Source organism: Stakelama pacifica, assembly GCF_004361835.1.
Lineage (GTDB): Bacteria > Pseudomonadota > Alphaproteobacteria > Sphingomonadales > Sphingomonadaceae > Sphingomonas > Sphingomonas pacifica.
This window is the reverse complement of sequence record NZ_SNWD01000007.1, coordinates 75,704-97,800: the sequence shown is the minus strand read 5'-3', so window position 1 is coordinate 97,800 and position 22,097 is coordinate 75,704. Positions and strand designations below refer to the sequence as shown.

The following is a 22,097-nucleotide window of genomic DNA, read 5'->3' as shown; positions in this document are numbered from 1 at the left end:
TTCGCATCCGGCATGCTTAGCCGCCGGCTTTTTGTTATCGCTAACAGTTACCGGGAAAAAGAGGAAGTGGTCAAGCCAGTCTGGCGGTGGTCTAGCCGCGCAACGATATCCGGCATTCGGGCGGTCGTTTCTGGCCCGTCACATAACGGGATTTTCAGGGACGCCGCACGAGCGTGATGATCGACAGGCCGGGCGGCATGGGCAGGCGGCCGAGCAGATGCCGCTCCAGTCCGAACACCGCCTGAAACGCGGTGTTGAGCGGCTTGGCGGGCGGCGAATCGTCGCTGTCGTCCTTGCCGCGAATTCGTCCGGCCAGCCGGGCGGCGACTGCGGCCGGAAACAGCAGCGAATTGAACCAGCGCAGCCCGTTGTGGCGCAAGCCGGCTTTCTCGATCGCCTGCGCCAGCGTGCGTTTCGAATAGCGCCGGTGGTGATGGTTCACCACGTCATGCGCGCTCCACATCCATTGATGCGCAGGCACAGTGACGAGGATCGCCCCGCCGGGTTTCAGGCATTCGGCCATGGCCTTGAGCGCAGCAACATCGTCTTCGATATGCTCGACCACATCGAGCACTGCGATCAGGTCATAGGCGCCGCGCTCAACGCCTTTCAGTTCGGGAAGCGGCGCATGGCCGATCGCCTTGCCCAGCCGCTCGCCCGCGATCGCGCGCGCCGCCGGATCGATCTCGATCGCATCAACATCGCCGAACCGCGCGAGCATCGGCAGATTGTGGCCCGTGCCGCACCCGATCTCCAGGATGCGCGCATCCTGCGGCAAATTCGCATTTCGCTTCAGATAATCGGACAGGATTTCGCGGCGCGCGCGATACCACCAATGGGTGGAATCATGCGCCGCCATGCGATCATAAACGATACGTTCCATCAGCCGAATACCCAGTGGCGATTGATAAGAAAGGTGACGAGCGGAATGACCGTCACCGCAGGGACCAGCGGTGCCCAGTCGGCGAGCCCGCCAAGATCGACCAGCAGCCAGGTGAAGCCCATATTCATGACGAGCCCCGACCCCTGCACCACGATGAATTTCATCTGTTGCGACCCGTCGCGCTTTCGCGTGCCATGGCCTTTGAAGCTCCACATGCTGTGTAGCGGAAAGCCGACCGCGACCGCGACGGCAAAGGCGAAGGGCACCGCGCCGACGGCCCAGCCTTCGGGCATCACCCATGTGACGAGCGGCAGATAGACGAGCGCATAGACCAGCGTGGAAATCCCGCCGACAATGCCGAAACGGATCAATTGCCCCAGCACGCCCGACTGCCGCATGGCGCTAAATCGTCGCTGAATCGCGGTCACGTCTGCCCTGCCTGTTTTCCGGTGGCTCGCCCTAGGCCCTGTGAGCGGAAACGGCAATGTTCCTGTGCGGGCAACCGTGCAGGCGCGGGACGCAGCCCGGTGCGAGCGCCGGGGGGGAACGCTTCCCGGCTTCGCCCGAAGCGAGCGGATGCGTTTGGTTTCCATCTGCCGCCCCGCGCCGCTTCCCCGTTGCCGCGCGGGTGCCGAGCGCGTAATGCGCGATCCGCAGCCTCTTGGGAGCGGAAATTGAGTAAGTGGCGTGAGCGCGCATCGATCGTGCGCCGGGATGTGGAAGTCAGCTGGCTGCAATGGAGCCTGATCGCATGGCTGCTGATCGCTGCATGGTTCATCTGGCAGCGCTGGCCCTATATCTACTGGCTCGCACTGGGCGACACCGACGACAATATGCGCCTGATGCAGGTGCGCGGCCTGCTATCGGGGCAAGGCTGGTATGACCTCACCCAATATCGGCTGAACCCGCCGGAAGGGTTCAACATCCACTGGTCGCGGCTGGTTGATCTGCCGATCGCGGGGCTTATCCTGTTCTTCCGTCTGTTCACCAGCGATTTCTGGGCACAGCGGCTCGCGGTCGGCATTGCGCCGCTGATCCCGCTATCGATCGTGATCGGGTCGATCGCCTTCACCGTTCGGCGACTGATCGCGCCGCTCGCTTATCCGCTGGCGATCGTGATGATCGCGTTCGGGTGCACCGTCGCGATGCTGATGTTCATGCCCGAGCGCATCGACCATCATGGCTGGCAGCTCGCCTTTCTGTGCCTGACCGTGGCGGGGCTTGCCGATGACCATCGCTTTCGCGCGGGTGCGATCATCGGCCTGTCGAGCGCGGCGTCGCTGACCATCGGGCTTGAAATGCTGCCCTATTGCGCGATGGCGGGCGCAATCGTCGCGCTGCGCTGGATCTGGGACCGCGATCAGGTGGTGCAGCTCAAAGTCTATGCGCTGACGCTTGCAGGAGGCACGGCGCTCGGCTTTGCGGGCTTTACCTCCTACGCCAATATGGCGATGCGCTGCGACGCGCTGACGCCCGTCTATCTGACCGTGATGACGGTGGCGGGGGCACTGCTGTTCCTGCTCGGCCTGTGGAATCCGGCGAGCCGGATCGTCCGCCTCGCCGCATCGGTGGCGGCGGGCGCAGCGCTGGGCGCGGGTTTCGCGCTTGTCTTTCCGCAATGTCTGGGCCGTCCCGAAGGCGTATCGCCCGAACTTGCCCGGCTATGGCTGAACAATGTGCGCGAGGCGAAGCCGATCTATCAGCACCCGCTGCGCACCGCGATTCCGATCGCAGTCATGCCGCTGATCGGACTGGTAGGTACGATCGTCGCGTGCTGGCTCGACTGGCGGCGCCACCGCTCGGTGCGATGGATTCCGGTGGGACTTTTTTCGATCTTCGCCTGCGCCATGCTGTTGTGGCAGGTGCGCGCGGGACCCGCAGCGCAGTTGCTGGCGGTGCCCGGCGCGACCGCGCTGGTCTGGATCGTTCTGCCATGGCTGCGCAAGCGCCGGTCGATGGCGTTGCGCGTGGTCGGCACCGCGGCCGCGTGTATCGCGATCGGCGGCCTCTTCACCGGCGTGCTGCTGCGCTGGTTCCCGATCGATCCGCCCTCAAAGCGCGTGCAGACCGTCAACCGCGCCAATGCCCGCTGTACCAGCCTGCCGCGCCTGCAACAGCTCAACCGCATCCCGGCGCAGATCGTCTTCACCCATGTCGATCTGGGGCCACGCCTCATCACCACGACGCATTTCGACGCGATCGCCGGGCCGTATCACCGCAACGGCGATGCGATCCTCGACGTGCATCACGCGTTCATGGGCACGCCGCAGCAATTTCGCGCGATCGCCAAACGGCACCATGCGACCTTGCTGCTCACCTGCCCGAACATGTCGGAGACGACCGTCTATCGCTCGCGCGCGCCGGGCGGTTTCTATGACCAGCTCGCGCACGGCAAGACATTCGATTTCCTCACCCCTGTCGAACTGCCCAAAGGCTCTCCGTTCAAGGCGTGGAAGATCAATTAGCCGAGGCTGCCGCGAATTCCGTCGATCACGAATTGCGTGGCAAAGGCGGAGAGCAGCACGCCGAGCAGGCGGGTAATCACCGCCTCGATCTTCGCGCCCAATAGCCGCATCAGCGGCCCCGAAGCGATCAGCGCGGCAAGCGTGAGGGCAAGGATCAGCGACACCGCGCCCAGAATCGCGATCGCCGCTTCCAGCCCGCGATGCTGCGCCATCAGCAGCATGACGCTGGCGATCGATCCCGGCCCGGCGATCATCGGCATCGCCATGGGGAAGATCGACACATCTTCCACCTCGGGCGTGTCGATAATCTTTTGCGCGCGATCCTCACGCCGCTGTGTGCGTTTTTCGAACACCATTTCGAGCGCGATCACGAACAGCATGATCCCGCCCGCGATCCGGAATGCATCGAGGCTGATCCCCAGCCCGTCGAGCAATTGCCGCCCGAAAAAGGCAAAGGCGAAGATGATGATGGCCGACACCACCACCGCGCGGATCGCCATCGCCCGGCGCATCGCGTTCGACGCCCCCGCGGTCAGTCCGGCATAGATCGGTGCGCAGCCAAGCGGATCGATCACCACGAAAAAGGTGATGAGCGTCGACACAAACAATTCGGTCATGGTCATCAGATCGCGTCCCGATCGAGCGCGATCCCCGCATTGCGATGCGCGGCGACCGCGGTGTTGCGGATCAGGCAGGCGATGGTCATCGGCCCCACCCCGCCGGGCACCGGCGTGATCGCGCCCGCGACCTTCACCGCGCTGTCAAAGTCCACATCGCCGACCAGTCCGGCTTCGGTGCGGTTGATGCCGACATCGATGACGGTCGCGCCCGGTTTCAGCCACTCGCCCTGTATCATGCGCGGAATCCCGACGGCTGCGACGACGATATCGGCGGTGCGCAGATGTTCGAACAGGTCGCGGGTGCGCGAATGGGTGATGGTGACGGTGCAGCTTTCGCGCAGCAGCAGTTGCGCCATCGGCTTGCCGACAATGTTCGACCGGCCCACCACGACCGCCTGTTCACCCGCGAGATGGCCGATCCGATCCTTGAGCAGCATCAGACAGCCCAGCGGCGTGCAGGGCACGAATCCATCCAGCCCGGTAGCGAGCCGTCCGGCATTAACCGGGTGAAACCCATCGACGTCCTTGTCGGGGCTGATCCGGGTGAGCACCGTCTGTTCATGGATGTGCGACGGCAGCGGCAATTGCACCAGGATGCCGTCGACCGCAGGGTCAGCGTTCAGCCGGTCTACCAGTGCAAGCAGTTCCTCCTGACTCGTTTCGGCGGGCAGGCGATGTTCGAAACTTTCCATATTGGCGCCGATCGTCGCCTTGCCCTTATTGCGGACATAGACCGACGATGCGGGGTCCTCCCCCACCAGCACCACGGCAAGGCCGGGCTTGCGCCCCGCCGCCGCCGCGAAGTCCGCGGAAATTGCCCCCACCCGCTCGCGAAGCTGCTTCGCGAACGCTTTTCCATCGATGATTTCAGCGCTCATGCTTCGGGGTCATAAAGGCTCGCAGCGATGCTTGCCAGCGCTGAGGGATCGCCCGCCACGAAAATCCGCTTCATTCGGGCGGCGTCCCCCGCCTCGATCGTGACATCGCGCTTTGCGACCCCGAATGTTTTGGCGAGCAATTTGACGAGCGCCTTGTTTGCCGCGCCGTCGACCGGCGGCGCGGTAAGCCGGACGGCGAAATAGCCGTCGCCCGGCAGGATCGCATCCTTCGACGCTTTGGGGCTCGCACGCACCGACAGGCTGATCCCGCTATCGCGAAGCTGCCAGGGGGGCGGTGCGATCACGGGACCGTTATCCTCAAAACGCAGACAGAGGCTTCTCGACTTCGCTCGAAGCGAACGGCGATAATCGTCGAGGCCCCCGGCGTCGCCCCGGCGCAGGCCGGGGCCGCCCGGTTACACTTGCCAGACACCAGCCCCGCCAGCGAAAGCGTACGCCTCTCCCTGCCGTCCGGTTCGTTTCAGACCAGATCGGGAAACTCCCCGCCCGGCCCCACCCGATCACATCGGATATGCCGGACGAACGTACAGCGCCGGAATAACGATCGACTGAAGGATATACAGCAGGATCAGCACCACCAGCGGCGACAGGTCCAGCGCGCCGAAATCGGGCAGCACCCGGCGGATCGGGCGATAGATCGGCTCGGTTATCACGCCCAGCGCGTGCCAGACCGACCGGACGAAATCATTATAGGTGTTGATGACGTTGAAGGCGATCAGCCAGGACAGGATCGCCTGGATCACGATGATCCACCAGAGCAGCGAGAGCAGCACCTGGATGATATCAAGCAGGACGTTCAAAAAACTTCTCCGCGGGAGATCAGTGTATCGCCGGACTGATACAGCATGACGGGTTCAGGGGACAAGGCAGGATGCGTGCCTCGCACGAACCGGCCTGCCGGGCCACCCTTTATGTCACGCCGCATCATATCTTCTCATTATAGGAACGCAGCGACCATTTCGGGAGGGGTATGACCGGCGCATCAGCGATGAACGAGCGTACCCGCCCCGCGCGTGGTGAAGATTTCGAGCAGCATCGCATGCGGAATCCGCCCGTCCAGAATGACCGCGGCATCGACCCCTGCCTCCACCGCCTCGACACAGGTGTCCAGCTTGGGGATCATCCCCCCCGAAATCGTCCCGTCCTCGCGCAGCCCGGCGATCGCGGCGGGATCGAGATCGGTGAGCAACTCTCCCTGCTTGTCGAGCACGCCGGCAACGTCGGTCAGCAGGAACAGCCGCGATGCGCCCAGCGCACCGGCAATCGCACCCGCCATGGTGTCGGCATTGATATTATAGGTTTCGCCGTCATCGCCGATACCGATCGGCGCAACCACCGGGATCATCCCGGCCGCCGACACCGTATCGATCACTGTCCGGTCGATATGTTTGGGCTGACCCACAAAACCGAGGTCGATCGCGCGTTCGATATTGCTTTCGGGATCGCGCGTCGTGCGCTCCACCTTGGCTGCGCGAACAAACCCGCCATCCTTGCCCGACAGGCCGACTGCGCGCCCGCCCGCCTGACCGATCCAGGCGACGATTTCCTTGTTGATCGCGCCCGACAGCACCATTTCGGCAACCTTCGCGGTTTCCAGATCGGTGACGCGAAGCCCGTCGATAAATTCGCTTTCGACGCCAAGCTGTTTCAGCATCCGCCCGATTTGCGGGCCGCCGCCATGCACCACCACCGGGTTGATGCCGACCGCTTTCAACAGCACGACATCCTCGGCGAAATCGCGCTGCAATTCAGGGTCGCCCATGGCATGGCCGCCATATTTTACGACGAAGGTCTTGCCCGCATAGCGCTGAAGATAGGGAAGCGCCTCGGTCAACGTTTCGGCCTTGGCGAGCATCGCCGGATCGGGAGTATGGTCGGTCATGCGCGCTGCTTTAGCGGCACAGTGGCAAAGCCCCAAGCAAGAACCGGTGTCGCCGCTGCAATCGCCGCGCGTTCAGATAACTTCGACCTGGGGCGGATCGGGCAGCGTGAAATCGGGCAGGCTGCGAAATCCCGGTCGGGCGAGCAGATAGCCCTGTATATAGCGAATGCCGAGGTCGCGAAGCGCATGATATTCACCCGCCGTCTCCACCCCCTCGGCGATGACCATAAGGTTCAGCGAACGCGCAATGCCGATCACGCCCTCGACAATCCGCCTTTTGGGAATGCTCGCGTCAATATCGCGGATCAGTTCCATATCGAGCTTGATCAGATCGGTCTGAAACCGTGCGAGCAGGCCAAGCCCCGCATGACCGGCACCGAAATCGTCGATTCCGGTGGTAAAGCCCATGCGCGAATAGCTTTCGATGATATTCTGCACATGCGCCGAATCCACGATCTCCTCATTTTCGGTGAATTCGAAGATCAGCCGATCGGCCGGAAAGCCGGTCTCGCCCGCCGTTTTCAGAGTGAGCTGGATACAGGCAAGCGGCGAATATACTGCGTTGGGAAGGAAATTGATCGACAGCCGTGCGTCGCTGCCCAGAATTCCCGCCTCCACCGCGCCCTGAATAGCGGCCACCCGGCATTGCTGATCGAAGGCATAGCGATTGTCGGGGGTGACGCGCGCCAATATTTCGCTCGCGGGCTCGCCGCCTTCACCGCGCGCGAGCGCCTCGAACGCGAATACACGCTGCGCCTCGACATCGACGATCGGCTGAAATGCCATTGCAAGGCCGAAATCAAGCCGTTCGGAACGGCATCCCTGACATCTGGTCGCCATTCTGCATCTCCGCATCGACAAACGACCATTATAGAATGAACGGCGCTCGGATCATTGAGAATTTGCGAATTATTTCGTTAACTTCAATCAATATCATAGGTGAAAGCGATAAAACAGAGCTCGGCTTATCCTGCGCGATTTCAGCTTTCACATCGGCACAATTGCGCTGCCGCCTGCGCTGTATCGACCACATAAGCCGATTTCCATGCGATCACGCAAAGGACCCGATGCCGCGCCCATGAATTGACTCTGTCCTGTAACCCTATGGATGCGTATCATGAACTATGACGAAAAAACCGGATCGACGCGACGCTGGAAAGGGGGCGGATTTCTCTTTGCCCTGATCCTCGGCATCGTCGCCATCATCTTTGTCGGCTATAATCTATATTATATTACGCTGTAGTCCGAGCGCGCCGGTGGGGCGAGCGGATCAGGTGCTGCGGATCGGCCCCATGGCGTCGAGCCGGCGGCCAAACCCCACCGCGACATAGATGAGCGGTGGGACAAGCAATGCCGACAGTACGACCTTGGCCAGCATCTGCCCGGCAAGCAATTCGCCGATCGGAAAGGTACCGTAAAAGGCAATGGTGACGAACAGCAACGTATCGACGATCTGACTCAATACGCTGGCAAGCCCGGCGCGGAACCAGAGCAGTTGCGCGCCCTCTTCGCCCTTCAGCCGCGCGAAGATCGTCACGTTCAGCGTCTGCGACACGCCATAAGCAACGATCCCGCCGAGCCAGATCCGCCATGTCCCGCCCAGCACGGTCTGGATCGCATCGCGATATTCGGGCTGCATATCGGGCGAAGCGGGCACCGCATGCACGACGATGGAGAGCAGGATCGAGAAGATCAGCGGGACAAAGCCGATGCGCACCAGCTGATTGGCGACTCGGCCCCCATGGAGTTCGGCCACTGCGCTCGACACGACGACGAGCAGCAAAAAGGCGAAAATCCCCGCCTCGACCGCCAGCGGACCGATGCCGATCAACGGTCCCAGCGCCGAAATCGGGCCGAGCATCACCTGTTTGTTGCCCAGCACCCCCGCAATACAGACCATGCCGCCGTAAAAGATCGACAGGAAAAACAGCGAGCGGGGGATCGAAACCGATTTAGCGTCCATCAATGCCTGCTAGCGGCTGTTCCCATATTCCCGCAAGCGCGAGAATCGATTCGGGTGCAGTTAGAGCGCGCCAGGGAGGCACACCCGATCCTTTTTCCCGTTCGTTTCGAGCGCAGTCGAGAAACGTTCCGGTCGAGCGGAGCGAACAGGCTTCGCGACTGCGCTCGAAGCGAACGGGGTGTTGGGTCGACCTGATAATTCCCGTCGCCCCGGCGCAGACAGGGGCCGTCCCGTGCCTGCCTCAACCCCCCGCCGCAAATCCGCCACATCCTGAATCGAGAAGGACAACCGATTCCACACAAGCAACTTTCTTGCGCGACCCATGCGAAAAGTGCGAAGCTAGGGTCAGCTACGGGTCGGGGATGACACACTTTACATGACGAGATTTTTGATCGGGCTTGCCGGGATCGCGGTAATCCTGGGTATCGCGGTGCTGCTGTCGACCGATCGCCGGGCGATCCGGTTTCGAGTCGTCGGCTCTGCCTTCGCGCTTCAAGCGGGGATCGCGGTGCTCGTCCTTTACGTCCCTGCCGGAAAGTCGGCCATCGCGGCCATGTCGCTCGCCGTGTCGGCGCTGCTCGGCTATGCGCATGCGGGCACAGCCTTTATCTTCGGTCCGCTGGCCGATCCCGATATGGGCGGACGCAGCTTCGCGATCACCGCGCTGCCCGTCATCATCTTCTTCGCCTCGCTGGTCGCGGTTCTCTATCACCTCAACATCATGCAGTTCGTGATCCGCTGGGTGGGCGGGGCGATCGAGCGGGTGACGGGCGTGTCCAAGGTCGAATCGCTATGTTCGGCGGCGAATATCTTTGTCGGGCAAAGCGAATCGCCGCTGGTCATCAAACCCTATCTCTCGACGCTTACCCCGTCTCAGCTATTCGCGGTGATGTCGGTCGGGATGTCGGGCGTCGCAGGCACGATCCTTGCGGGCTATGCCGCGATCCTCGGCAATGACTATCTGCCCTTTCTGCTCGCCGCCTCGTTCATGGCGGCGCCCGGCGGGCTGTTGATGGCAAAGATCATCATGCCCGACCGGATCGCCGGTCCCGACGGCGAATTGCCGCTCGACGAACAGGACCGCGAGGAAGCGGTGATCCGCGCCGCCGAACAGAGCCTTGAGGAGGACCGGGCGGCGAACATCATTATGGCAGCGTCGAACGGCGCGCAGACCGGCGTCCGCCTTGCCGTTGCGGTAGGCGCGATGGTGCTGGCGTTCGTCGCGCTGGTGGCGCTCGCCAACGGTTTGCTGGGTGAGGTGGGGAGCTGGTTCGGCTATCCCGATCTCAGCTTTCAGGGGCTTGTCGGCTGGGTCTTCGCGCCGGTCATGTATCTGCTCAACATCCCCTGGACCGAGGCGCAGATTGCAGGCGGCCTGTTCGGTACCAAGGTAGTGCTGAACGAATTCGTCGCATTCATCGATCTGGGGCAGATTGCGGGAATCAGCGAGCGCACACGCGCGATCATCACCTTCGCGCTGTGCGGGTTCGCCAATTTCAGCTCGATCGCGATTCAGATGGCGGTGACCGGCGGGCTTGCCCCCAATCAGCGTCCGATGATCGCAAAGCTCGGCATTCGCGCCCTGTTCGCGGGCAGCCTCGCCAATCTGATGTCCGCCGCCCTCGCCGGGCTGCTGCTGCCCTATTAATTGAACAGCGCGGGCAGGTTGAAGAGGATCAGCGCGGCGCTGCCCGCGCTGGCGACAAAGGCGATGATCATCAGCACCCCGTCGCGCGCGGTCAGCGACAGTCCGAACATCACGATCGCTGAGGCAGGCGCCGCCGCCGCGAACGGCAGCAGTTCCAGCGGCGGCATCATCAGGCCGAGCAATATGCAGCATAAGGCCGCGACATACGCCGCCGCACGCCCCGACGCCCATTGCATCCGCTGACGGATCAGCGAATCGATCTTGGAGAAAATCGACTGCCCTTTATCGCGCGCCGCTTCGACCTTGTCCTTCGAAACGCCGAGCTTGCGGATAAAGCCCGGCATCCATGGCATCTTGCGCCCAAACACGATCTGCCCGGCAAGCAGCACCGTCAGCAGCCCCATGGTCGTGGGAACGCCGGGAATACCGCCCACCGGCGGGATTGCGGCGATCAGCCCGCACAATGCCAGCATCGGGCCGAAACCGCGATCGCCGAACGAATCGAGAAGGTCGCCGATTGTCACCTTGCCGTTCTGCGCGGCATCGACCGCGTCATCGGCCATCGCCTCCAGCGGCGCCTTTTCGATATCCTCGCCCATCCGGCCCTTGCCTGCCGCTACCGCGTCGGCACGGGCTCATCGCCCGAATAATCGTAAAAGCCGCGCCCGGTCTTGCGCCCGTACCAGCCCGCTTCGACATATTTGACGAGCAGGGGCGCGGGTCGGAATTTGGGATCGCCCGTCCCTTCGAACAGTACCCGGGTGATTTCGAGACAGGTATCGAGGCCGATAAAATCAGCGAGCGTCAGCGGCCCCATCGGATGATTGAGTCCCAGTTTGCAGGCGGTATCGATATCGGGAATTGAGGCGACGCCCTCACCCAGCGCGAAACACGCCTCGTTCAGCATCGGCATCAATACGCGATTGACGATGAAGCCCGGCGCGTCATTGGCATGGACGATTTCCTTGCCCAGCGATTTGCCGAATGCTTCCACTGCGGCAACCGTGGCGTCGGACGTGGCGAGACCGCGAATTAGCTCGATCAGGCCCATCACCGGCACCGGGTTGAAAAAATGCACGCCCATGAATCGCGCCGGATCATAGCTTGCCTGCGCCAGCCGGGTGATCGGGATCGACGAGGTGTTGGAGGCGAGGATCGCCTTGTCCGACAGCACTTCAGCGACGGTCTCGAAAATCTTGCGCTTGACCTCTTCACGCTCGGTCGCGGCTTCGATCACCAGCTCGCACGGGCCCATCGCGGAAACATTGCCGACCGGTTCGATATTGGCGAGCGTGGCGTCGCGTGCATCGCCGGTGATTTTCTCCTTCGCGACGAGTCGGTCGAGCCCTTTGCCGATCTTCGCCTTACCGGCCTCTGCCTGTTCGCGCGAAATATCCGACAGCAGCACGGTATAGCCGGAAGCGGCCGCGACCTGCGCGATCCCCGCCCCCATCTGCCCGGCGCCGATGACCCCAATCATTTTCATGCCTTCATCTCCTAACAGGTTGCGACGGCCCTACCGTCTGGCGCGCAAATAGGCTATATCTGCGCCATGATCGCCGCGATCGCCCTTGCCCTGACCTCGGTCAGCACACCCATCGAACCGCGCTCCTTCGGGTCGTGGACGGTGCGCTGCAACGACGATCTGCGCTGTGTTGCCATGGAAACCATGGTGCCCACCGGCCGGGGATCGCTGGCGCGTGCTTCGATGCGAATCATTCGCGATGGATCGGACGGAAAGACCACGGTGGAAATCTGGCCCGATCAAGCGGTGGATCAGCCGGTAACGATCGCGATGGACGGCACCGTCATCTATAGCGGGGTGATCCGCGGCGATGTCGTCCGCCTGATCGGTGCGAGTGCCGAACGCGCGGCGCGAGCGGCGGCCAGCCCGCCCGCCCGTGCGGTTGTCATCCGGACGCAGCGGGGCCGCTATATCGGCAAGGTGGCGCTTGCCGGGCTGGGCGACGCGCTGCGCTATATGGATCAGGTTCAGGGCCACGCCGTCGTCGGTTAAGGCGCTGCCCGCACCGGCTGCGCCTCGGCCAGCAGCAGCGCGAATTTATCATCGGGGTCTGTCCATTCGGCGACCGGCGTCCAGCCGCCTGACCGCAGCAGCAGCCGTGCCCCCGACGGGGTATATTTGTGGCTGTTCTCGGTATGGATGGTTTCGCCCTGTCGAATCGAAAAGCTGCGCCCTTCGACGGTGAACTCGCTGTCGCGCACTGCCTCCAGATGCATTTCGATCCGTTCGATCGCCGCGTTCCATACCGCCTTGTGCCGGAAATTCTCGATTGGGATCGTTCCGTCCAGCTCGCGGTTGATCCTCTCCAGCAGGTTCATGTTGAACGCCGCCGTCACCCCTTGCGAATCGTCATAAGCGGGGACGAGCACCGCCGGGTCTTTCACCCGGTCGATGCCGATCAGCAGATGCGCGCCCTCGCCCAGCGAATGGCGCATCGCGCGCAACAGATCGACCGCCGCAGCTGCCGTCATATTGCCGATCGTCGAGCCGGGGAAAAAGCCGAGCTTGGGCAGTGTCGCGACCTGATCGGGCAACGGCACGGGGTGCAGGAAATTCGCCTCGACCGGATGCACCGGCAGGTCGGGAAATTGCCGCGACAGCTCGCGCGCCGACTCACGCAGAAAATCGCCCGAAATATCGATGGGGACATAGGCCGATGGCTTGATCGCGCTGAGCACGCGCGGCGTTTTCGCCGACGAACCCGACCCGAATTCGACCACCGCCCGGCCCGCTCCGGCAATCTCCAGCACTTGCGGCCCCGCTTTGTCGAGCAGCGCGGCTTCGGTCCGGGTGGGATAATATTCGGGCAGGTCGGTAATCTGTTCGAACAGCTGCGATCCGCGATGGTCATAGAACCAGCGCGCCTGAATCGCGCGCGGACGCGCCGCCAGACCGTTCAGCACATCGGCCCGGAACATCGGATCGACCATCGTGCGCTCCAGCGTGTCGTTTTCCTCTTTGAGCATCGACGTCAGATATCCTTTGCGAGGCGAAGGCCAGTGAACTGCCAGCGCTGATGGGGGTAGAAAAAGTTGCGATAGCACGGGCGGACATGCCCGACCGGGGTCGCGCAGGACCCGCCCTTCAGCACGAACTGCCCGCTCATGAACTTGCCGTTATACTCGCCGACCGCGCCGCTGGCCGGGCGGAAGCCGGGATAGGGGCGATAGGCGCTACCGGTCCATTCCCACACATCACCGAACATGCCGCATCCTCCGCGCGCAGGCCGGGGCTCGACCGGGCCTGCGGTGCGCAGGAAATTGCCAGACCGGCAATCGCGCCCTGCGGCAAAGGCTTCCCATTCGGCTTCGGTCGGCAGGCGAGCTCCGGCCCAGCTTGCATAAGCATCGGCTTCAAAAAAGCTGATATGCGTCACCGGTGCCGCCGGATCGATCGGCCGCCGTCCGTCCAGCCCGAACCGGGTCCAGACATTGTCCCGCTTTTCCCAATAAAGCGGTGCCTCGACGCCGTTTTCCTTCACCCATGCCCAGCCGTCGGACAGCCAGTGCCGTGCATCGCGATAGCCGCCATCTTCGATAAAGGCCGTCCATTCGCGATTGGTCACCGTTCGGTCGGCAATCGCATGGGGGTGCAGCAATTCCCGATGCCGCGGCCCTTCGCAATCGAAAGCGAATCCTTCGCCATCATGCCCGACCTCAACCAGCCCGCCGGGATGTTCGGCCCAGCGGATCGGGCTTGGCATATCGACGGGCACTTTGGGCGAAGCGGGCCACATCGCCGGCTCCAGCGGATTCTGCGCAAAGAGGTGAAGAATATCGGTCTGGAGCAATTCCTGATGCTGCTGCTCATGATGGCAGCCAAGCTCGACCAGCGCCTTCACTTCATCGTCGAGCGCCGGGATCGCGGCCTGCATCGCTGCATCGACATGCGCGCGATAGGCAAGCACGTCGTCCAGCGCGGGACGGGTCAGCATCCCCCGGCGCGGCCGCGCATGGCGTTCGCCCTCCGCCTCATAATAGCTGTTAAACAGAAACGGAAAGCGCTCGTCGAACAGGGCATAGCCCTTAACATGATCGCGCAGGATGAAGGTTTCGAAGAACCATGTCACATGCGCGAGATGCCATTTGGCGGGCGATGCGTCGGGCATCGACTGACCGCTGGCATCGGCATCCGACAGCGGCGCGGCAAGCGCACAGGTCAGATCGCGAACTTCGCTATAACGGCGTACCAGCGGATCGGCACGGTCCTGTATGGCGGTTTTTGCGGCCATTTTTCCTCCCCTGCACATGCGCCGCGAACCCTCGCTAGCGGTCAGGCTTTCTGAATTGATGACGCAGGACCCCGTTCATCGCGATCCTCCGGGCACCCAAAGAACGTCGCCACCGGCAGATTGGTTCACACATCGTGCGGCAACGAAAAGATAATCCGACAGACGATTAATATATATCAGGGCGAGCGGGTTAAGCCGATGCTCCGCCCTCGCGGCGACCGCCATTCGCTCGGCACGGCGGGCGGAGGCACGCGCGACATGCAGCGCGGCGGCGGTCGCACTGCCGCCGGGCAGGATGAAACTTCTGAGCGGTTCGAGTTCGGCGTTCAGCGTATCGATGCCGTGCTCCAGACGGTCGATTTGCGACTGCACGATGCGCAGCGCAGTGTCGCCGGGGGTGAAATCCTCGCCCGGCGTGGCAAGGTCGGCGCCGAGATCGAACAGGTCGTTCTGGATCGCGCGCAAAGCCCCGGCCAGCTCCTCGTCGTCCATCCCGACGATCGCCACGCCGATCGCGCAGTTCAGTTCATCGACCGCGCCGACCGCTTCCATGCGGCTGTCGGATTTCGAAATGCGCGACCCGTCGGAAAGCCCCGTGGTGCCGTCATCGCCAGTCCGCGTATAGATACGATTGAGCCGGACCATGATCCGGTCAGCTGCCGCCCACCGATACCAGCAGCAGTACCGCGATCAGCACCGCCACCGCCTGAAACAGGATACGCGCCTGCATCATCTTGTTCGATTTGATGCTGGATTCGCTGGGGCCGTCGCCATGCAGTTCGGCTTCGCTGGTTTGCAGGAAGGTCACGATTCCGCGGATCAGCGCGACCACCGTGGCGATCATCGCAGCGATCAGGCACAGGATGAGGAAAAGCTGCATAAGGACATCCTAAGCCTTTGAAGCGAAGATGCCAAGCGGCACGCGCCCGGCGCGCAATTCCGCCGCCAGCGCCGCACCGTCGACTCCCGCCAGCCGCAGCGCCTCCAGCGTCGGTGCCCCGTTGCGCTTGGCGAGCCGCTCGCCGTTGCCGTCGCGCACCAGCGCGTGATGATGATAGCGCGGCAGCGGCAGGTCCAGCAGCGCCTGTAGCAGGCGATGGACATGGGTGGCGGGAAACAGGTCCTCGCCGCGCACGATATCGGTGATCCCCTGCGCTGCATCGTCCAGCGTGACGGCGAGGTGATAGCTGGCCGGCGCATCCTTTCGCGCCAGCACGACATCGCCATAGGCGAGCGGGTCGGCGCGCACCCGCCGCCCGTGATCGGTCCAGTGCAGTTCGCCAGCCATCGCGACCGCCTTTGCCATATCGAGCCGCCAGCAATGCGCCTCCCCTGCGATACGCCGGTCGCGCCCGGCCTGCCCCAGCGCGCGGCAGGTGCCGGGATAGACCGGCCCGTCCGGCCCGATATGCGGTGCCGACATGCTTTCGGCGATTTCGCGAGCAATTTCCTTGCGCGTGCAGAAACACGGATAGAGCAGACCCAGCGCGCGAAGCCGGTCGAGCGCCGCTTCATACCATGCCAGTCGCTGCGACTGAAACACCACCGGCTCGTCCCAGACAATGCCCAGCCAGCGAAGATCGGCAAGGATCGCCTCGACATGTTCGGTACGGCTGCGCGCACCGTCGATGTCCTCGATCCTGAGCAGGAAGCGCCCGCCTCGTGCAACCGCGAAATCATAAGCGGCAAGCGCCGCCACGCCGTGGCCGGGGTGCAGCCGCCCGGTCGGGCTGGGCGCGAAGCGGGTGACGACCGGCGCTGTCATGTGAAGGGTTGACCGTGACTCATCGGAATGCTGTCATACCCGCGTAACCAAGGTTCGCGAAAGGCTTGCCTGAGGTAAATGGCGGGAGGGAGGCTCGATGTATCATCCCGATCTGATCCGACACCCGGACGGGTGTCCATCGCTGGTGCTCAATGCCGATTATACGCCGCTAAGCTATTATCCCTTAAGCGTATGGCCCTGGCAAACGGCGATAAAGGCGGTCTTTCTCGATAGGGTCAATATCGTATCCTATTATGAAAGAGAGGTCCGAAGTCCCAGCGCGACGCTGAAACTTCCTTCGGTCATCGCGCTAAAACAATATGTCAAACCCTCCGCTTTCCCCGCCTTCACTCGCTTCAACGTCTTTCTTCGCGACAAATTCGCCTGCCAATATTGCGGCTCTCCCCATGACCTGACCTTCGATCATGTCATTCCCCGCGCGCAGGGCGGGCGTACCACCTGGGAAAATGTCGCCACTGCCTGCGCCCCCTGCAATCTGAAAAAGGGCGGACGCACGCCGAAACAGGCCGCCATGCCGCTGCGCATCGCACCGATCCGGCCGACCAGCTGGCAACTTCAGGAACATGGCCGTTCCTTCCCACCGCATTATCTGCACGAAACCTGGCGCGACTGGCTATATTGGGACATCGAGCTGGAGGCCTGATCCCGCTCCCGTCATCGCCCGGCTTGCCCTTACTGTCATATCGCGATAATACAGCGCGCAGAGGCAATGCGCGTAGATGATGCGGTACGATCCCAGACGAGACGAAGACCGCGACGCGGACGCCCCCCTGTATCCCGACGATGATATGCACGCGCCCGAGGGCGATGCCTATTTCGACGAGGATGACGAGGACTATGAAGACGCGCTGCGCCCCGGCAAATGGCGGCGGCGCTGGCGCTGGTTCTGGCGGCTGACCGGGCTTGGCCTGATCCTGTTCTTCATCGCGGTCGGCTGGCTTGCTTTTACCGCGCCGCTTTCCAAATCGCTCGAACCGCTCGCCCCGCCCTCGATCACGCTGCTTGCCGCCGACGGCACACCGATCGCCGAGCGCGGCGCGATCATCGGAAAGCCGGTCGATGCGGCGAAGCTTCCGGATAAAGTCAAAGGTGCATTCCTCGCCATCGAGGACCGGCGCTTTTACAGCCATTGGGGCGTCGATCCGCGCGGCATCCTGCGCGCCGCGATCAACAATATCTTCACCAGCGGGTCGGCGCAGGGCGGCAGCACGATCACCCAGCAGCTCGCCAAAAACGCCTTTCTCAGCTCCGACCGGACGATGGGGCGCAAATTTCGCGAATTGCTGATCTCCTTCTGGCTGGAGGCATGGCTCAGCAAGGATGAGATCCTGTCGCGCTATCTTTCGAACGTCTATTTCGGCGACAATGTCTATGGCCTGACCGCCGCCGCCCAGCATTATTTCAGCCGCGACCCCGAAGACCTGACCACCGCCCAGGCGGCGATGATCGCCGGACTGGTAAAAGCCCCTTCCGCGCTCGACCCGACCGACAATCTCAAAGGCGCGCGCGCGCGTCAGGCAGTCGTCGTCCATGCGATGGAGGAAGCGGGCTACCTTACCGAAGCGGAAGCCAACCGGGTCCGCCCGGCCGTGCTGAAGGTCCGCAAGGCGCGCCAATTGCCGAGCGGTACTTATTTCGCCGACTGGGTGCTGCCCGATGCGCGCGACCGCGCCGAACTCGACGGATCGGATCGCACCGTCCGAACGACGCTGGACGTGCCGATTCAAAAGGCAGCGGAAGCGGCGGTGCAGCGCGCCGGGCTGAACGAGGCGCAGGTCGCAGTGGTCGTCATGCGTCCCAATGGTGATGTCGTCGCGATGGTCGGCGGGCGCGATTATCGCAAAAGCGCGTTCAACCGCGCGGTGCAGGCGCAGCGACAGGCGGGTTCGACGTTCAAGCTGTTCGTCTATCTCGCCGCGCTGCGATCGGGGATGAGCCCCGATTCGACTGTGCTCGACGAACCGGTCACGATTGCGAACTGGTCGCCCGAAAATTCGGACAAGGTCTATAAGGGGCCGATCACGCTGACTCAGGCTTTTGCCCGGTCGAGCAATGTCGCTGCAGCCCGCCTCACCAACGAAGTCGGGCCGCGCAAGGTCATCCGCGCGGCGCGAGATCTTGGCCTGACCGGCGATATTCCCGACGAGGCATCGATCGCGCTCGGCACGTCATCGGTGTCGCTGATCGAGCTGACCTCCGCCTTTGCCGCTGTCGCTGCGGGAGAGATGCCGGTGAAGGCGCATGGCCTTGCCCCCGATCCTGAGAGCAAAACCTCCTGGCTCGACGCGATCCGCCCGCAGCAACATGCGTTCGGGGCCCGCGAGCTGCGCGGTCTGCGCACATTGCTTGCCGCATCAGTGCAATATGGCACCAGCCACCGCGCCGCGCTTTCCATTCCGACCTATGGCAAGACGGGTACGACACAGGACAATCGCGACGGCTGGTTCATCGGCTATGCGGGCGGGCTGGTGACCGGCGTATGGGTAGGTAATGACGACAATACCCCCAATCCCGGCCTTGCTGGCGGTGGCGTGCCCGCGCGCATCTGGCGCGATGTGATGACGCATGCGCTGGACGTCGATCTCGCCCCCAAAGCACCGGTCGAACCGGTCGAGGACGAGGGCAATTTGATCGACCTCGGCAATATGATCGAACCCGATGTGCCCGATGCTCCGGTGCAGATTGACGGCGAGATCGGCGGCATGGGATTGCAGCTTCGTATCGATCCCGACGGCGGCGTTCGGATCGGGCGCAGCGGCGAGCGCGCGCCCGCCGACCCGGGCCGCGCCCCCGACGCACCCGCACCGCCGCCCGCGAGGAGTGAGGAACGCTAAGGCCGGTCCGTCATGCCGGACCTGTTCCGGCATCCACGGTGCCTCACCATCAGGCGTTTCGTGCTTACGGCAGAGTGGACCCCGGAACACGTCCGGGGTGACGAGGCAGATACAGATGCGCCCGTAGCGCCCATCGTCGCGTCCGCTGTTGACTGACGCCACGCCCCGCTCCAAGGCGCTGGCCATGCGCTTTTTCTCCGACAATGCCGCCGCGGTTTGCCCCGAAATCCTCGAAGCGTTCGCCGCTTCGAACCGGCTCGATACCGCTTATGATGGCGATGCGCTGAGCCGGTCGCTCGATGCGCGCTTTTCGGAGCTGTTCGAGACCGAGGTGCGTGCGCTCTGGGTCCCGAGCGGTACTGCCGCCAACTGCCTCGCGCTCGCCGCATTGGTGCCACCGCATGGCGGCGTGGTGTGCCATCACGAAGCGCATATTCAGCAGGATGAGGGCGGTGCGCCCGAATTCTTCACCCATGGCGCGAAATTGCTGCTTGCCCATGGCGATGGCGCGAAGCTGACGCCGGAGAGCATCGCAGCGCGGATCGATCCCATCCGCGACGATGTGCATCAGGTGCAGCCGCACGCAATCTCGATCACCAACGCCACCGAATATGGGCTGGCCTATACGCCCGACGAAGTCGCCGCGATCGGCGCGCTGGCAAGGACGCGCGGGCTTGGCTTCCATATGGACGGCGCACGCTTCGCCAATGCGGTCGTGCATATGGGTTGCTCTCCCGCCGATGTGACATGGCGCGCAGGCGTCGATGCGCTGAGCTTCGGCTTTGTCAAAAACGGCGGGATGAATGCCGAAGCGCTGATCTTTTTCCGGACCGACCTTGCCGATGCCACGCTGTATCGGCGCAAGCGGGCGGGCATGCTGTTTTCCAAGGGCCGCTATATGGCCGCGCAATTGCTGGCCATGCTCGACAAGGATGTGTGGCTGCGCAATGCCCGCGCCGCCAATGCAGGCGCAGCGCTGCTCGCGCGTGCGGCGGGCGAGCGGCTGGTCTATCCGGTCGAAGCGAATGAAGTGTTCCTGAAAGCAAGCGCGGAAGAGGCGGCGCATCTGCGCTCGCTTGGTTTCGACTTCTACGACTGGGCGCCGGGCGAGGTGCGGCTGGTCATTTCCTGGGATCAGGACGAAGCGGCGATCCGCCCGCTGGCGGACGCGATCGCAGCCTTATGAGCGACGCCGCCGGGGAGGAACGCCCCAACTCCACCCGGCTGGCGATTCTGATCCCTTTTGCGATCGTCACGCTGATCTGGGGATCGACCTGGATCGTCATACGCGGCCAGATTGCCGAAGTGCCGCCCGGCTGGTCGGTGACCTATCGCTTCCTCATCGCCGGCGGGACGATGCTGGCGCTGGGCCTGTGGCGGCGCGAGCGGTTTCCGCTCGATCTGCCGGGCCTCGGATTTGCCGCCGCGCTGGGGCTGGCGCAATTCTGCCTCAACTTCAATTTCGTCTATCATGCCGAACGCTATGTGACCTCCGGCCTCGTCGCCGCGATCATCGCGCTGCTGCTGGTTCCCAATGCGGTGCTGGCGCGCATCTTTCTGGGCCAGCGGCTGAGCGGGCAGCTCCTCGCCGGGTCGGTGCTCGCGGTCGCCGGGGTCGCGCTGCTGTTCGTGCAGGAAGCGCGCGCGCTGACCGGCCCGTCGGGCAATGTGTGGCTGGGCGTTGCGATCGCGACCGGCGGCATGTTCGCCGCCTCGGTCGCCAATGTGATGCAGGGCACGCAGATTTCGCGCCGCTATCCGATGATACCGATGCTGGCGGTCGCGATGCTTATGGGGGCGGCGATGGACGGGATGCTGGCGTGGTCGACGCTCGGCCCGCCGGTGCTGTCGAGCGCGCCGACCTATTGGCTGGGCGTGGTGTATCTCGGCCTGTTCGCGAGCGCGCTGAACTTCACCTTATATTACAATGTCATCCGCGTGATCGGCCCGGCAAAGGCGGCCTATTCCAACGTCCTCGTCCCGATCATCGCCATGGGCTTTTCGACCGTGTTCGAGGGCTATCGCTGGTCGCCGCTCGCGCTCGCCGGCGGCGCGCTGGGCATTATCGGTATGGTCGTGGCGCTCAGAGCACGCAGGCCCAGACGATAATTGGGGTAGAGCGGACGCCAGCCGAGTATCCGCTTCGCCTTGCCATTCGCGACCCGGCGATTCTCCGCATAAAAGCCGCGCGCCATCGGTGAAAGATCGTCGACCGACACAAAGGGCGGCGGAGCCATGCCGAGCAGCATCGCGGCATAGTCGATCACTGCATTTTGCGGCGCGGGCTCGTCATCGGACAGATTATAGGCTTCCGAAGGCGCATCGAACCCGGCGATAACGCCGCTCGCAATATCCTCGACATGGACCCGGCTGAAAATCTGGTCCGGCACATCGACGCGGTGCGCCTTCCCCTCGCGCACCCGGTCGAGCGGCGAGCGGTCGGGGCCATAGATGCCGGGCAGGCGAAAGACGCTGGCGCCCCTTGCCTGCCACGCCGCATCCGCCTCCGCCCGCGCGACACGGCGCCCCCCGCCGATCGACGCGCTTTCATCGACCCATGCGCCCTGCGCATCGCCATAGACGCCGGTCGAGGAAAGATAGCCCAGCCATGCCCCGGACTGCGCAATCGCATCGCCATAGGCGGCCAGCACCGGGTCGCGCCCCTCGGAGGGCGGCACGCTCGACAGGATATGCGTCGCGCCCGCGATTTCGTGCAACACGCGTTCACGATCATCGAAGCGCAGCGTGTCCTCTCGCCCGTCGCGCGTCGTGCCAGTAACGACTGCCCCCCGACTTCGGGCAGCGCGCGCAATATAGCCTGCGCTATACCCGAAACCGAAGATCAACAGCCGCACGATACC

Annotated in this window: 25 protein-coding genes; 8 read left to right on the top strand and 17 right to left on the bottom strand. The window is 63.5% G+C overall.

Annotated features, from left to right (window positions below; all coding sequences use genetic code 11):
• Nucleotides 1-154 precede the first annotated feature (154 nt).
• Both EV664_RS11245 and EV664_RS11240 read right to left on the bottom strand, forming a co-directional pair.
• Complete coding sequence (locus tag EV664_RS11245) at nucleotides 155-883, bottom strand: class I SAM-dependent methyltransferase (RefSeq protein WP_133495815.1); 729 nt, start codon at nucleotides 881-883, stop codon at nucleotides 155-157.
• Nucleotides 883-1,311 (bottom strand): GtrA family protein, encoded by a 429-nt coding sequence (locus tag EV664_RS11240; RefSeq protein ID WP_308423525.1) that lies wholly within the window; start codon nucleotides 1,309-1,311, stop codon nucleotides 883-885. The genes EV664_RS11245 and EV664_RS11240 overlap by 1 nt, the downstream gene beginning before the upstream one ends.
• A 246-nt stretch (nucleotides 1,312-1,557) precedes the next feature.
• Here EV664_RS11240 and EV664_RS11235 point away from each other — a divergent pair, with 246 nt between their 5' ends.
• On the top strand, nucleotides 1,558-3,348 hold the full coding sequence (locus EV664_RS11235) for an AcrB/AcrD/AcrF family protein (RefSeq protein ID WP_133495814.1): 1,791 nt from the start codon (nucleotides 1,558-1,560) through the stop codon (nucleotides 3,346-3,348).
• On the opposite strand, the gene EV664_RS11230 is transcribed toward EV664_RS11235, so the two are convergent.
• From EV664_RS11230 to EV664_RS11205, 6 genes are all read right to left on the bottom strand, one after another.
• Nucleotides 3,345-3,965, bottom strand: a complete 621-nt coding sequence (locus tag EV664_RS11230) for a MarC family protein (protein WP_133495813.1) — start codon at nucleotides 3,963-3,965, stop codon at nucleotides 3,345-3,347. The genes EV664_RS11235 and EV664_RS11230 overlap by 4 nt on opposite strands.
• A gap of 5 nt (nucleotides 3,966-3,970) precedes the next feature.
• Nucleotides 3,971-4,846 (bottom strand): bifunctional methylenetetrahydrofolate dehydrogenase/methenyltetrahydrofolate cyclohydrolase FolD, encoded by an 876-nt coding sequence (gene folD / locus EV664_RS11225; protein WP_133495812.1) that lies wholly within the window; start codon nucleotides 4,844-4,846, stop codon nucleotides 3,971-3,973.
• Complete coding sequence (locus EV664_RS11220; RefSeq protein WP_308423524.1) at nucleotides 4,843-5,151, bottom strand: DUF167 domain-containing protein; 309 nt, start codon at nucleotides 5,149-5,151, stop codon at nucleotides 4,843-4,845. The genes folD and EV664_RS11220 overlap by 4 nt, the downstream gene beginning before the upstream one ends.
• 216 nt (nucleotides 5,152-5,367) lie before the next feature.
• Nucleotides 5,368-5,667: a YggT family protein gene (locus EV664_RS11215; RefSeq protein ID WP_133495811.1), complete on the bottom strand. Its 300-nt coding sequence runs from the start codon at nucleotides 5,665-5,667 to the stop codon at nucleotides 5,368-5,370.
• A 182-nt stretch (nucleotides 5,668-5,849) separates the two neighbouring features.
• A complete protein-coding gene (argB, locus tag EV664_RS11210) occupies nucleotides 5,850-6,749 on the bottom strand; it encodes an acetylglutamate kinase (protein ID WP_133495810.1) in 900 nt (299 codons plus the stop codon).
• Nucleotides 6,750-6,821: 72 nt separating this feature from the next.
• Entirely contained in the window at nucleotides 6,822-7,589 is a 768-nt protein-coding gene (locus tag EV664_RS11205) for an EAL domain-containing protein (protein ID WP_229668228.1), read from the bottom strand.
• 277 nt (nucleotides 7,590-7,866) lie between these two features.
• Between EV664_RS11205 and EV664_RS19665 the strand changes: the two genes are divergently transcribed.
• Nucleotides 7,867-7,992 (top strand): hypothetical protein, encoded by a 126-nt coding sequence (locus EV664_RS19665; RefSeq protein WP_268237671.1) that lies wholly within the window; start codon nucleotides 7,867-7,869, stop codon nucleotides 7,990-7,992.
• Between the two features lie 27 nt (nucleotides 7,993-8,019).
• Here the strand turns inward: EV664_RS19665 and EV664_RS11200 are convergent, their stop codons facing one another.
• A complete protein-coding gene (locus tag EV664_RS11200) occupies nucleotides 8,020-8,712 on the bottom strand; it encodes a queuosine precursor transporter (protein ID WP_133495809.1) in 693 nt (230 codons plus the stop codon).
• Between the two features lie 376 nt (nucleotides 8,713-9,088).
• Here EV664_RS11200 and EV664_RS11195 point away from each other — a divergent pair, with 376 nt between their 5' ends.
• Entirely contained in the window at nucleotides 9,089-10,360 is a 1,272-nt protein-coding gene (locus tag EV664_RS11195) for a NupC/NupG family nucleoside CNT transporter (RefSeq protein WP_133495808.1), read from the top strand.
• On the opposite strand, the gene EV664_RS11190 is transcribed toward EV664_RS11195, so the two are convergent.
• Nucleotides 10,357-10,959 (bottom strand): exopolysaccharide biosynthesis protein, encoded by a 603-nt coding sequence (locus EV664_RS11190; protein WP_133495807.1) that lies wholly within the window; start codon nucleotides 10,957-10,959, stop codon nucleotides 10,357-10,359. The genes EV664_RS11195 and EV664_RS11190 overlap by 4 nt on opposite strands.
• A 17-nt stretch (nucleotides 10,960-10,976) precedes the next feature.
• On the bottom strand, nucleotides 10,977-11,846 hold the full coding sequence (locus EV664_RS11185) for a 3-hydroxybutyryl-CoA dehydrogenase (protein WP_133495806.1): 870 nt from the start codon (nucleotides 11,844-11,846) through the stop codon (nucleotides 10,977-10,979).
• A gap of 66 nt (nucleotides 11,847-11,912) precedes the next feature.
• Between EV664_RS11185 and EV664_RS11180 the strand changes: the two genes are divergently transcribed.
• On the top strand, nucleotides 11,913-12,377 hold the full coding sequence (locus tag EV664_RS11180) for a DUF1176 domain-containing protein (RefSeq protein WP_133495805.1): 465 nt from the start codon (nucleotides 11,913-11,915) through the stop codon (nucleotides 12,375-12,377).
• On the opposite strand, the gene egtD is transcribed toward EV664_RS11180, so the two are convergent.
• From egtD to gluQRS, 5 genes are all read right to left on the bottom strand, one after another.
• Complete coding sequence (gene egtD / locus EV664_RS11175; protein WP_133495804.1) at nucleotides 12,374-13,351, bottom strand: L-histidine N(alpha)-methyltransferase; 978 nt, start codon at nucleotides 13,349-13,351, stop codon at nucleotides 12,374-12,376. The two genes, EV664_RS11180 and egtD, sit on opposite strands and share 4 nt — an antisense overlap.
• Before the next feature lie 5 nt (nucleotides 13,352-13,356).
• Nucleotides 13,357-14,616 (bottom strand): ergothioneine biosynthesis protein EgtB, encoded by a 1,260-nt coding sequence (gene egtB / locus EV664_RS11170; protein ID WP_133495803.1) that lies wholly within the window; start codon nucleotides 14,614-14,616, stop codon nucleotides 13,357-13,359.
• A gap of 75 nt (nucleotides 14,617-14,691) precedes the next feature.
• Complete coding sequence (locus tag EV664_RS11165; RefSeq protein WP_133495802.1) at nucleotides 14,692-15,261, bottom strand: cob(I)yrinic acid a,c-diamide adenosyltransferase; 570 nt, start codon at nucleotides 15,259-15,261, stop codon at nucleotides 14,692-14,694.
• A 7-nt stretch (nucleotides 15,262-15,268) separates the two neighbouring features.
• Complete coding sequence (locus tag EV664_RS11160; RefSeq protein ID WP_133495801.1) at nucleotides 15,269-15,496, bottom strand: twin transmembrane helix small protein; 228 nt, start codon at nucleotides 15,494-15,496, stop codon at nucleotides 15,269-15,271.
• Between the two features lie 9 nt (nucleotides 15,497-15,505).
• Nucleotides 15,506-16,381, bottom strand: coding sequence for a tRNA glutamyl-Q(34) synthetase GluQRS (gene gluQRS / locus EV664_RS11155; protein WP_133495800.1), 876 nt, complete (start codon nucleotides 16,379-16,381; stop codon nucleotides 15,506-15,508).
• A 97-nt stretch (nucleotides 16,382-16,478) separates the two neighbouring features.
• On the opposite strand from gluQRS, the gene EV664_RS11150 reads away from it, so the two are divergent.
• The 4 genes from EV664_RS11150 to EV664_RS11135 all read left to right on the top strand — a co-directional run bounded on the left by EV664_RS11150 (nucleotide 16,479) and on the right by EV664_RS11135 (nucleotide 21,345).
• Nucleotides 16,479-17,045 (top strand): HNH endonuclease, encoded by a 567-nt coding sequence (locus tag EV664_RS11150; protein WP_133495799.1) that lies wholly within the window; start codon nucleotides 16,479-16,481, stop codon nucleotides 17,043-17,045.
• A 76-nt stretch (nucleotides 17,046-17,121) separates the two neighbouring features.
• Nucleotides 17,122-19,236 carry a transglycosylase domain-containing protein gene (locus EV664_RS11145; RefSeq protein WP_133495798.1) on the top strand — a complete coding sequence of 705 codons (2,115 nt, stop codon included), beginning with the start codon at nucleotides 17,122-17,124 and terminating at the stop codon, nucleotides 19,234-19,236.
• A 184-nt stretch (nucleotides 19,237-19,420) separates the two neighbouring features.
• Entirely contained in the window at nucleotides 19,421-20,422 is a 1,002-nt protein-coding gene (locus EV664_RS11140) for a threonine aldolase family protein (protein ID WP_133495797.1), read from the top strand.
• Entirely contained in the window at nucleotides 20,419-21,345 is a 927-nt protein-coding gene (locus tag EV664_RS11135) for a DMT family transporter (RefSeq protein WP_133495796.1), read from the top strand. Before EV664_RS11140 ends, EV664_RS11135 begins: the two co-directional genes overlap by 4 nt.
• On the opposite strand, the gene EV664_RS11130 is transcribed toward EV664_RS11135, so the two are convergent.
• The gene (locus tag EV664_RS11130; protein ID WP_133495795.1) at nucleotides 21,255-22,091 is read right to left on the bottom strand and encodes a Rossmann-fold NAD(P)-binding domain-containing protein; all 837 of its coding nucleotides are present in this window, start codon (nucleotides 22,089-22,091) and stop codon (nucleotides 21,255-21,257) included. The two genes, EV664_RS11135 and EV664_RS11130, sit on opposite strands and share 91 nt — an antisense overlap.
• Nucleotides 22,092-22,097: the final 6 nt, after the last annotated feature.